At 45.4% G+C, this 11768-nt stretch carries 9 protein-coding genes; 8 read left to right on the plus strand and 1 reads right to left on the minus strand.

Features of this window, described 5'->3' with window-relative positions; all coding sequences use genetic code 11:
- The first annotated feature begins 546 nt into the window (after positions 1-546).
- The 7 genes from C5471_RS10255 (at position 547) to C5471_RS10285 (ending at position 10713) form a co-directional block, all read left to right on the plus strand.
- Positions 547-1491, plus strand: coding sequence for a prenyltransferase (locus C5471_RS10255; RefSeq protein WP_133813800.1), 945 nt, complete (start codon positions 547-549; stop codon positions 1489-1491).
- A 20-nt stretch (positions 1492-1511) separates the two neighbouring features.
- Positions 1512-4031, plus strand: coding sequence for a phosphotransferase (locus tag C5471_RS10260; protein ID WP_133813801.1), 2520 nt, complete (start codon positions 1512-1514; stop codon positions 4029-4031).
- Positions 4032-4197: 166 nt separating this feature from the next.
- Entirely contained in the window at positions 4198-6942 is a 2745-nt protein-coding gene (locus C5471_RS10265) for a phosphoenolpyruvate synthase (protein WP_133813802.1), read from the plus strand.
- Positions 6935-7990 (plus strand): hypothetical protein, encoded by a 1056-nt coding sequence (locus tag C5471_RS10270; protein WP_133813803.1) that lies wholly within the window; start codon positions 6935-6937, stop codon positions 7988-7990. Before C5471_RS10265 ends, C5471_RS10270 begins: the two co-directional genes overlap by 8 nt.
- Positions 7987-9561 carry a fatty acid CoA ligase family protein gene (locus C5471_RS10275; protein ID WP_133813804.1) on the plus strand — a complete coding sequence of 525 codons (1575 nt, stop codon included), beginning with the start codon at positions 7987-7989 and terminating at the stop codon, positions 9559-9561. Before C5471_RS10270 ends, C5471_RS10275 begins: the two co-directional genes overlap by 4 nt.
- Positions 9558-10181: a CDP-alcohol phosphatidyltransferase family protein gene (locus C5471_RS10280; RefSeq protein ID WP_133813805.1), complete on the plus strand. Its 624-nt coding sequence runs from the start codon at positions 9558-9560 to the stop codon at positions 10179-10181. The genes C5471_RS10275 and C5471_RS10280 overlap by 4 nt, the downstream gene beginning before the upstream one ends.
- Positions 10171-10713, plus strand: a complete 543-nt coding sequence (locus C5471_RS10285) for a CDP-archaeol synthase (RefSeq protein WP_133813806.1) — start codon at positions 10171-10173, stop codon at positions 10711-10713. The genes C5471_RS10280 and C5471_RS10285 overlap by 11 nt, the downstream gene beginning before the upstream one ends.
- 79 nt (positions 10714-10792) lie before the next feature.
- On the opposite strand, the gene C5471_RS10290 is transcribed toward C5471_RS10285, so the two are convergent.
- On the minus strand, positions 10793-10975 hold the full coding sequence (locus tag C5471_RS10290; RefSeq protein ID WP_207627285.1) for a hypothetical protein: 183 nt from the start codon (positions 10973-10975) through the stop codon (positions 10793-10795).
- A gap of 469 nt (positions 10976-11444) precedes the next feature.
- Here C5471_RS10290 and C5471_RS10295 point away from each other — a divergent pair.
- The coding region (locus C5471_RS10295) for a contractile injection system protein, VgrG/Pvc8 family (RefSeq protein ID WP_278250152.1) at positions 11445-11768 on the plus strand (324 nt) is incomplete at its 3' end.

Here is an 11768-nt window from a genome sequence, read left to right on the forward strand (position 1 = left end):
GATCCTACATCAAGAATCTAATACAGAACCAGTTGTAAATTTTATCTTGCAGCTATTTGGGTAATATCCGCCTATAAACTGCTCTAAATCAAAACATCTCACCATTCGGTTAATTACAATTGTTAACTATTATTACTTTATTCCAGTATTTCATATAGAACAGACTTTCCCCATAAAAAGCTTATTTATGTGGAGCATAGTTGTTGTAGATAACGGGATGGATGTCATTTATATCGGACCGACATATGACATCAAGGCTCATTACCTTTCAATCCAAAAAACCAAAAACATCAGACAAACATACATTTATGAAAGAAAATGTAAACATAAGTTGCATACTGATATTTAAATTTACACATCCTGATTATAGCGGATTGCAAATTTTTGGCTTAACGTATGACGCTGGTCGATACGTATTTCATACGGCTACCTGCCAAAAAGCACGTATAGACTTTATTAAGATTTATTTTTGGATTTATTATCCTTGGATTGGATTGTTACAAACGTATATTAGTTTAATCTTTATACAATAAATAGGAATGACGTATGGAAGGCCAAGAGATCTACTCAAAATTCATTGGTAAGAGGATAAAACTATGGATGGATGAACGTTTCCCGCTACAAAATGCACCGCTTTTCTTTATTTTTTATATCATCAGCTATTCCGTCGCTTTTTATTCGATAGGGGAAAAACCCGTTTTGTCATGGGAAATCCTACTCGGTTGCCTGATGGCCTTCTCCTATTTTTTACTATTACGGATATTCGATGAGCATAAGGATTATCAACTAGATTGTGAACACCACCCACAGCGGATCTTACAGCGGGGTATTATTACGCTAAAAAATCTACGGGTACTTGGTATCTGCTGTATCGCATTGCAATTGGGTGGCAGCTTATTTTTAGATCGCGGCGTCGGCTCAGTCACTTTTACCTGGCTATTAGTTTTTATCTGGACTTGCCTTATGGGGAAAGAGTTCTTTATCAGTGAATGGTTAAACCAGCACCTCACTTGGTACGCCATTTCCCATATGCTGGTAATGCCACTTATTATCTGGTGGTTAGGCAATATCGCCAGCCCTAACGTTACACTCACTTTCCCAATATGGGTTTTAATGGGATTGTGCTTTTTCTCTGGATTCAGTTTTGAAATTACACGCAAATGTAAAGGCCCAGATGAAGAGCGTCTGGAAATACCAACCTATTCATCTATTTTCGGTATAAAAGGGGCTGTCGCTATTATCGCGTCATTACTCACTGTAATGCTGGTGTTACAGATTTGGCTAATCAATATCACTACTGGTGGTATAGCGTTATGGGCGTTAATTATCCTGGTCGTTTGTTATGTATTGTGTCTATGGCAATTAGGCAAATTCCTTCATCGCCCCATCATCCAGAATCGCAAACGCGATGAAGCAATAGTGGGAATATTTATGGTGCTGGGTTACTCCGTGTGCATTGCCAGCATCTTAATAAAGCTTGGGTTTGCTTAGGTATTAAAGGAAATAGAGTTATGTTGCAAAAAAATATCCAATCATGTGTGCTTGATGTTTCAGATAATACCACTGCTCACACAGAAAACTGTGCGCGAGGTTCTATTCTAGAATTATCACATGACATATTCAGCATTAAACATCAAGAAGCATCTGGCGTTCGCACAGAAGCAGCCCAAGAACTATTGCCCCGCCGCCACCTCTATACATATACCGAGGAAGCCCGGCAAAAGCGCCTGGATTATCTGGCAAAACATACAGGTCATCCACTGGAACACGTAGCCGCTACCCATCTGGATGCAACGAAACTAACAAAAACCATTGAAGGATTTATTGGTTCAATAGAAATCCCTGTAGGGATCGCCGGCCCTCTCTTGATCAAGGGACAATACGCGCAAGGGGTATATTATGCCCCACTCGCCACCACAGAAGGCGCTTTAATTGCGTCGATATCCCGTGGCTCCTCTGCCATTATGCAATCAGGGGGGACGACTGCCCGGGTACTCAGCCAACGCATGATACGAGCACCTCGTTTTGAATTTTATAGCGTAGCACACAGCATCATGTTCAGTGATTGGGTTAACGAACATCTCAGCGAAATACGGCATGAAATTGGCCGCCACTCCAAACATGCGCGATTGCTGGAAATAAAGCCGCAAATCATTGGGCGCAGCGTCCATTTGCAGTTCATCTACAATACAGCGGCGGCAGCAGGCCAAAATATGACTACCGTCTGCACCTGGTATGCATGCCAATGGATCCAACAACAACTCGCCAAAATAGCGTTTATACCACTGCGCCACTTTATGATAGATGGTAATACTTCCGGCGATAAAAAAGTCTCTTATAAAACGTTTATTGAAGGACGAGGGACACGTGTCGTCGCCGAGGTTTATCTCAGTGCTGAATCCTGTCAGCAAATCCTGAAAGTCACGCCGCAACAACTTGTCACGGCTTATCATCATATCTGCGAGGGGGCTATCGCCTCAGGGATGGTCGGCGTAAATATTAATGCAGCAAACGTTATCGCCGGTATGTTTACTGCCCTCGGTCAAGATATCGCTTGTGTACATGAATCATCAGTCGCGCATTTACACATGACATTAACTGCCGATAACCGAGTCTATTGCAGTGTCACACTGCCCTCGCTAATCGTAGGAACAGTCGGTGGCGGAACCTATTTACCACACCAACGTGAATGTCTGAACATGCTGGGCTGCACCGATGAAAACGGCACTGCCCGTCTGGCTGAAATCATCGCCAGTTACTGCCTGGCGCTTGATATTTCAACACTATCAGCTGTTGCGGCGGATGAATTCGCTCAATCACATGAAAGACTTGGCCGCAACCGCCCACCCCACACTAGCAGTATTATTCCGCACACCCTACAGGAGCTTGATCTGTCATTTTTCCAGCAAGCAAACCTCAATCCTGTGTTACAGGGAACTCATCTGACCACGATCAAACCAGAATTTTCTGGCAATGATGAGCACAGCCTGCTGACACATCTGAGTTCGAATTATGCGGAACGTTTAATTGGTTTATTTCCCTTTGCGATGACGACATCCGCACAACGTACTCTGCCAGTGATGCTGAAACTGAAACCTTTGGGGAGTGAGATCGTTAAAATGGTCCTGGATATTGCCAGGCACTGTTCCCCTGAATTATTTACTGTTTTCCAAGATTTTGCCCACCAGCTTGAATTTCACCAAAGTCATAGCCGTGAGCTGGCTATTATGAATCAACAAAATCCACAGTTGATGCGCTATATACCCATTATCTATGGTGTGATTGAAAATGAGGCAACCGGAACTTATGGCCTGATTGAAGAATTACTCCAGGATATGGTGCTAATGAACAATATTAACCTGGAAACACCGTGGGAACAGCACCATCTTGAAACGGCTATCAGAGGGGTAGCCGATATTCACTCCATCTGGTTAGGGCGGGAAGGAGAGCTTATGTGGAAATTCCCACAACTGCAAATTCCTGATGCCGATACAGTTTCACAGATGAAGCCCCTGTGGCAAAAACTAGGTCATTTTATTCACCAGGCATTTCCAGAGTTGTTCACCGCCGAAGAACAACAAGACTTTCAGCACTGGGTAGATAACGCCGCCATCTGGTGGCAAGAAATCGAACAAATGCCCAGAACGTTGATCCACGGTGATTTCAACCCACGGAATATTGCCTTCCGGCAGCAGGAAGAAGGATTACGTTTATGCGCCTGGGATTGGGAGTTGTCTACTTTACATCTGCCACAGCGCGACCTTGCCGAATTACTGGCCTTTAGTTTAGACCAGCATAGCGATGCGAACAGTGTGGCCTATTATATTGAACTGCACCGGGTTGAACTTGAACAAAAATCGGGAATTTCTCTCGATCCAATAAGTTGGCGACGTGGCTATGAACTCGCATTACGTGATTTATGGATGAGAAGAATACCGCTTTATATGATGGCGCATAATGTCGTTGGCTATCCATTTATGGAGCGCACAATGAAAACTATCCGCTGGCTTATTTCATTAACGCGGAACTAACTAGTAACCCAAATAAATTATTTAATTTACTCTTCCTCTAAAATAAGGGTGCAGCAATAGTTTGTAATACATTCGTGTCTTATCGATTGACCTACGCCAATATTATTACGCGCAGATAGGGCCATGATATAGGCAAGGTGTACTATTGCTGCATTGGTGGAACAACATGAAATATCTCTATACTCAAGATAGCGCTATTGAATTAGCAGAACATTCCTTAGGCGGTAAAGCGGCTAATTTATTATGGCTTACGCAAAACGGTTTCCCTGTACCTGATTATTGGGTCATCAGCAGCGAAGTGCTGAACAGTTTATTAATCAACGATACGTTTGCGATTAACATTGTGGAACAATTAGCCGCCGTACCACATGATATTAGCCAGGAAAAACTCGACGCCATCGCCGCCCCTCTGCGCCAATGGCTACAGTCGATTCCGTTGCCTGCTGAGTTAGAAGAAGAATTAACTCACTTGTCAGAAAATTACCCGGATGCGTTTTTTGCTGTTCGCTCATCAGCTATTGGTGAAGATGCAGCCAACGCCTCCTTCGCCGGACAGATGGACAGCTATCTGTTTCAGCGTGGCAAATCCGCCCTTGCCGACAGCTTACGCGCCGTGATGGCCTCAGCCTTTAATACCCGCGCGTTACAATATCGTTTACACAAACAGCTACCGATGGGCAATATCCGTAGCGCGGTTATCATTCAGAATATGGTTGCCGGTAAAGTTTCTGGTGTCATGTTTACGGCACATCCAGTGACCGGCAGCAGACAACATTGCCTCATCTCATCCGCCTGGGGCACAGGTGAAGGTGTGGTTTCCGGCGAATGTGATACCGATGAATTTTCCGTTCATCTCACCACGTTCGAGATCGAACGCCATATCACGCAAAAAGGGACAGCCAGTGTTTTCGATACCACCAGCGGCAGTGGTACAGTAACGATGCCCGTCGTGGAAGAAAAGCAGTGGGAACCGACCTTACCCGATAGCGAAATCTATGCATTACGGGATATGGGCAAAAAAATCGCTGCGGCACGGGGATGTCCACAAGATATTGAATGGACGATTCAAAACCACCAAATCTTTATTCTACAGACCCGGCCAATCACCCGGTTGCCCCGTCAGGATGATAAAAGCGAACGCCATATTATTTTCGATAATTCCAATATTCAGGAATCTTATTGTGGAATAACAACGCCGCTGACTTTCTCTTTTGCCCGCGCAGGTTATGCCACCGTTTATGAACAGACAATACGTGCCTTAGGTTGTTCGGATAAACAAGTTAATCAGCATCGTTCCATGTTGGAAAACATGCTTGGTTTAATTAAAGGCAGGATCTATTACAACATCAACAATTGGTACAAAGGACTATTATTACTGCCCTCTTTCCAAACCAATAAAAAAGATATGGAAAGAATGATGGGACTGGAAGACCCGGTTGATTTTATTGAAGATAAAACCCCCTCACTGGGCGATAAAATAAAGAAACTGCCAAAGATGGGGTGGGCACTCCTGCGCCTGCTATATGCTTTCAGAACAATGGATCAGCGGGTAGAACTCTTCTTAGAACAGTTTAAACAGCATACCGCCGCGATAAAACGAACTGAATTGCACACCTGCAATAGCAGCCAACTGATCGAGAAATTGAAATATCTGGATGAACATCTACTACAACGCTGGACGACACCTATCCTGAATGACTTCTACGTGATGATGTTTAATGGCCGGGTACACCGGGGGCTGACCGCTGCGGGTATTGAAAACTCGTCCGCATTATTAGGCGATCTTCTCTCCGGGGATGAAGATATAGAAAGCACCCAGCCGACCAAAGTGTTGTTGAAAATGTGCCAGTACGCACGCCAGAATTCAGCATTATGCACCCTGTTAACACACGGCGATGCAGGTACCCTGTTAACTCAGGTACGCAAACTCGATACATCCTTCCACCAGCAGTGCATTGATTATATTGAAAAATATGGCGATCGTACTATGGGTGAGCTAAAGCTGGAGACCATTACGCTAAAACAAGATCCCAGTTTTCTATTCCTGATAATAAAAAACTACCTTGCGATCGATACCCTCACACCAGAAACCTTGTCCAGCCGGGAAAGAAAGTTGCGTACTCAGGCTGAAAACACGGCATTTCAGCAAATACGCGAGCAACTTGGCTCCAGGCGTATGGAAGCCTTCAAAAAAAATCTGCATAAATTACGTCAGGCGATACGTCACCGGGAGAATATGCGCTTCACCCGAACCCGGATGTTTGGGCTATACCGGGATATTTTCATACAGCTTGGCCAGGCATATGCATTAGAAGGACTGCTCGCAGAACCCCGCGATATTTTCTACCTGACGTTAGAGGAGATTTACAGCGGTTACGAAGGAACAGCAGTACAGACCCAGCTTAAGCCTTTAGTCGCTATACGCAAACAAGAATACACCCGCTACGAAACAGAAGACGAGCCTGCTCACCACTTCTTTATCAGAGGCTCACTGTATCAACAGCAAGATTACAACTATCCCTATCAGAAACAGCAGGCACCCACCGATAGCGGGATGCTACAGGGCATAGGCTGTTATCCAGGGGTGGTTGAAACGACCATCCGCTTAATTAAAAACCCACAGGATGAGATGTCATTGGCAGGGCAAATTCTGTGTACCGTTCGAACCGATCCCGGTTGGGCACCACTATTCCCTACCGCAGGCGGGTTATTGATCGAACGCGGTTCCACCCTCTCGCATTCTGCCGTTGTCGCTCGTGAACTGGGGATCCCCGCCATTGTCGGCATTCCCGCGATCACCCAAATTTTAAAAGATGGCGATCGGGTACGTATGGATGGTGCAACCGGGAGTGTTATCCGCTTGCACGACACCACGACAGAAGAATTACCTGCAAGGAGCGAACATGTCTAACATCTTCATGGGCGAATGGTCCCCGGCCAACCCACTGCCTGAAAGTTTTCTCGATCTTCCGGCAACAATCTACCGTGACTGGCCGCTCTGGCCTGGCGAAGATCGGGAGAAGGTGCAACAACAGTTCAGTCTGGAAAATCCCTGGTTTAATCACAGCAAAGCCTGGATTGGCTGTATTCCGGGGAAAACCCGTCTTGCCGGTTTTTTAGTGCCCCATGCCGTTGATGGTCAATCCGCCGCATTTTTCGGTTTTTGGGAAACCGATAATGATATGGCAAGCAACACCATGCTGTTTAGCGCTCTGGAACAGTGGGCTAAGAAAAATGGCGCACACAATCTCTACGGGCCGATTAACTTCTCGACCTTCGGGCATTACCGCGTCCGGCTTGATCATTTTGATGTCCCCCCTTTTGAGCATGAACCTTACAACCCGCCTTATTACTCCCTATTGTTAGAAGGATTAAGGTTTAGTACTCGTTACCGCTACACCTCGATATTCGACGATACTCAGGCAGTAGCAAACAATTTTCGGCTGGACTATCAGCGCGGACAAAAGCTCCCTGATACTCAGGCGACATTACTGCCGCTAACGCCGGAATTATGGATGCAGGAACAGGTTAGATTATATTCCTTCATTGATTCGGTCTTCGGCGAGAATTTCGCTTACACCACACCGTCATGGACAACATTTCAACAATATTGCGGTGAGGAGTTTATTAAACCTTTTTGCCATTACCCTGCATCATTCCTGGCTAAAACTGATAGTGGTGAAATTGCCGGGTTAATTCTTAGCTTATCCGTGAGCCAAAACGGTCAGCCCGCTATAGGCTTATTGAAAACCGTCGCAGTCGCGCCGCAATACCGGGGAAGTCGGCTATATCACACGCTATATCACTCATATCAGCAAAGTGCCAGCCGCATTCATCCCTACCTTGGGGGTGCCCTGATGCGTGAAGATAATAAATCGTTAAAGACCGCAGAACGGATTTTCAATACCCCCGCTGCCGCCAGACACCAATATGCGCTTTATTACAGGAGGCTCGCATGACAAATATTTGTCAGCCAATTGTCGATGCGGCCCAAAAACACCCTGAGCATTTAGCCCTGCAAGCACCACACAGCAGTAGTTTAAGTTTTCGGGAATTTTTTTCTCACGCATCCCACTTCCAGCATCTATTAACCCAAGCCGGGTTCGTGGCCGGCGATCGCTTGTTAGTGATTGTTCAGCCAGGCTTAGTACTTTACCCATTGCTTATCGCCATTCTGGGATTGGGGCTGGTTCCGGTTATGCTTGAGCGGGGACTTTCCAGAAAACAACTCCGGGAGACGCTACGGCACAGTAAATTATCGGCGGTTATCAGCCAACCTGCGTTAGGAAAATTCTGGTTTCTGATCCCCGAACTGTGGCGACTGCGCCGTTTTGTTATTGGACAGCCTATCTGGGGCATGAAAGTACTGAAAGCGCCCAGCCAACATTTACCAATGGATAACTTTATCTGCCGGGACTTACCACCGGATACGACGGGATTAATTACTTTCACCTCGGGTTCTACCGGTATGCCTAAAGGTGCAAATCGCACTCACGACAGCCTGTTAGCACAACTTTATGCGATAAAAGCGCTTTTTCCTGAGGAAAAAAGCGAGATCGACCTGCACAGTTTCCCCGTCATGGTGCTGCATTCATTGTGCTGCGGCAACAGCAGTATTCTGCCTGATTTTGACTTTGCCCATCCTGCAACTGTTGATGCGCAGAAAATCATTGGGCAGTTGCAAAATGGGGACATCACCTGCCTCAGCGGTGCACCGGCTTATATGAACAAAGTCACTGGTTATGCCAGAAACAAGAGCTTGTCATTCCCCAATGTACGCACTGTCATCGTGGGCGGCGCGCCTGCCAATAAGGAGCTGCTTGAAAACTGCCAGGCAGTCTTCCCACATGCTCTGCGTCTGGTGGTCTATGGCTCCACCGAGGTTGAACCGATCAGTACGGTCGAAATGACAACACAATTAAATCACTGGGCAACACATGATGGTTATCTGGTCGGGAAACCCGTCGCACAAGCGGAAATATGTATCAGGAAGATAACCGCTGATCCCCAGCAAATTACCCCGCTGGCTACCGGTAATATAGGTGAAATTCTGGTTGCCGGGCCTCATGTGCTCAAAGACTATATTGATAATCCTCAAGCAACAAAAGAAAACAAACTCCCACGTAAACAGGGAGGGATCTGGCACTGTACCGGTGATGTTGGCTACCTAGATACCGCAGGACAGCTCTGGTTGCTTGGACGGGTAAAAGACAAGGTGCGGTTAGATGATGGGCGCATCATTCATCCCTATGGGGTGGAAAAAAGGATCAACGAACTGCCAAACGTCGCACGGAGCGCATTCGTATTGCATCCTTTAGGTGGAGCCGCTCTGATATTGGAAAGCACCACCCTGCCGACTGGTTTATCCGCCATCTTAGACGAACTGGATCTCACTCTGGTCACCCGGATTTATTATGCCAATCCGCTTCCCGTCGACATTCGCCATAACAGCAAAATCAACCGCATAGCACTGATAAATATGCTCAGAAAAGGCCAATTACCCTCCTTTCCATACAAGGAAAAATTATGAACAGTAACCATTTCATCATCCAGCTAAACAGAGCGGACTATATCACTATTGGTGGAGCGGTATTTAGCGCGCTCTCCGTGGCAGCCGCATTACAGCATTGGTATTATCTGGCCATTGCGTTCTTATATCTTGCCATGCTTGGCGACGCACTCGATGGTATTCTGGCCAGGAACTTAGATATTGTCCGCCCTTTTGGCCGTTATCTTGATGGATTTATGGATCAACTTATTTACCTGATCTCACCATCCATCATCCTATACCTTTCCGGTTATCAATCCTGGTATTCGCTGTTTATTATCTTAATGATAATCAGCGGTTGTCTGCGATTATCCGTATTTAACGAAGTCGGAAATATTCAGGATGAAGATCGACTCTCCTACCTTGGAATGCCCGTATTCTGGAGCTTATTTATTGTCAGTGGTTACGCTTTGGTAAGTTTGGTAGCAACGCCGGGGCTGACCCATCTTTTACTGACATTAGCGCTCCTTGCATTCAGTATTGCCATGCTATGGGATCGCCCGTTTTATAAATTCAAACATCTCAGTACTATCGTCAGTACAACACTTGCAGGGTTTGTTTTATTTACCGGTCTTCATTTCTGGAGTCTCTATGCTCAATAGTTTTTATCACGGAGGGATTTTACTTATCCCGGTTATCCTTGGTGGTTGTTTACACATGGTGATTGTTACAAAAAACTATTTTTCCTGCTGGGCTATCCCGGTACACCAACGTTATTTCGGCTACAACAAAACCTGGCGTGGTTTTATTGCTGTACCCATTATTACCGCGCTATTTTCACCGCTGTGGTTAATACTCTGTACCGAAACACAGGACACCATTATTCCACGGACTCTTGCCTCCTGCTTATTTACCGGGTTCATAGCGGGTTTCGGCTATGTTCTTTTCGAATTGCCAAACTCCTGGTTGAAAAGGAGACTCGGCGCACCACCGGGACAACATCCGAAGCAAAATAAGCAGCTGTTTATTTTATTCGATCAGCTCGATTCTGCTATTGGCATCACAATCGCGTATTCCATTTGTCTTAATCTGACTTATATTGATGCACTTTTCGTTTTCCTCTGGTTTTTAATCAGCGCTTTTATCGTTAAAAATATGCTGTTTTTACTTTCGCTGAAAAAAACGAGATTCTAGGCGGGAATACCGCAGCAAAATGGCTTCCTTTTGGAAGCCATTTTAGGGCAATACCAAATAAGTATGCCTCTGCGTGTTATCACCAACGGAACACACATTTTACAACATCTACTTTTTTTAGACCTGCCTTTTCCCGCCATTCAGTGAGTTGCTCTAGCAACTCATATTCTTCTGTAGCCTCAGCATAGGCTTGCAGAGCTTCCGGTGTATTAAGAAGACGTTTTCTCATTTTCGCATGTGAGATAGGAGTTACTTTAACCATGAGTCATATCTTCCAGTCGTTTCAGTGCTAACAATACCTTGACGACATCAAATCCCCGACCAAAACAACAGAACATCACATCTTTTACCTTATTAACAATTCATTAACTATTAATTCCAGCTTATGACATCGAGCTATCATGGTGCCATAACTTGATTAAAGCAATCTCCCCTAAATCAAACTTTTTGAAATAAATTAAATCATTATGTTACTTAAACGCCGATAAAATTCACACCAGTGACTGTTTTGAAGTGAGATTTACATATCTTTAAAATATCAATCTTGATATTTATTAAATCAACATATAAATTCGAATTAACCTTTGATCATAAAAGAGGCGATCATGCTTTGCCTCATTTATCCCTAAACCGGGTGATCCAAATATTCTTCGGGGGTTGGAAGGCCATGAATGCTGGACATCTTTCAATCATGCCCGGACACCAAAAGATGATGTCATTGAGGAAAAACCATGAAAACCGGACTCCGCTTCTCTTGCACTATCGGCAATCTGGCACCCAAGACTTTTGCGGTCGTCAATTTTACATTAGATGAAGCGCTTTCATCGTTATTTACCCTGTCGCTGACCCTGGCGGCACCGCGCTCCGATATTGATACGGATACCCTTCTGCTTCAAACCGCACTGTTCACCGTCACCCGTGACGATGTTTTACAACGTGAAGTGAACGGATTGATTGAAAGTGCGGTTGTCGGGACCACAAACCGGCATCAAACGCTGTATCACCTGACCGTCAGGCCAGAAATGTGGCTGCTGACTCTGGATCAGGACAGCCGT

Origin of the sequence: Photorhabdus tasmaniensis, assembly GCF_011189505.1 — a bacterium.
In the GTDB taxonomy this organism is placed as follows: domain Bacteria; phylum Pseudomonadota; class Gammaproteobacteria; order Enterobacterales; family Enterobacteriaceae; genus Photorhabdus; species Photorhabdus tasmaniensis.

Coding starts and splice junctions, on each gene's coding strand:
- C5471_RS10290 (WP_207627285.1), bottom strand. CDS start 10,975: ATGGTTAAAGTAACTCCTATCTCACATGCGAAAATGAGAAAACGTCTT.
- C5471_RS10285 (WP_133813806.1), top strand. CDS start 10,171: ATGCTCAATAGTTTTTATCACGGAGGGATTTTACTTATCCCGGTTATC.
- C5471_RS10270 (WP_133813803.1), top strand. CDS start 6,935: ATGTCTAACATCTTCATGGGCGAATGGTCCCCGGCCAACCCACTGCCT.
- C5471_RS10275 (WP_133813804.1), top strand. CDS start 7,987: ATGACAAATATTTGTCAGCCAATTGTCGATGCGGCCCAAAAACACCCT.
- C5471_RS10265 (WP_133813802.1), top strand. CDS start 4,198: ATGAAATATCTCTATACTCAAGATAGCGCTATTGAATTAGCAGAACAT.
- C5471_RS10280 (WP_133813805.1), top strand. CDS start 9,558: ATGAACAGTAACCATTTCATCATCCAGCTAAACAGAGCGGACTATATC.
- C5471_RS10255 (WP_133813800.1), top strand. CDS start 547: ATGGAAGGCCAAGAGATCTACTCAAAATTCATTGGTAAGAGGATAAAA.
- C5471_RS10260 (WP_133813801.1), top strand. CDS start 1,512: ATGTTGCAAAAAAATATCCAATCATGTGTGCTTGATGTTTCAGATAAT.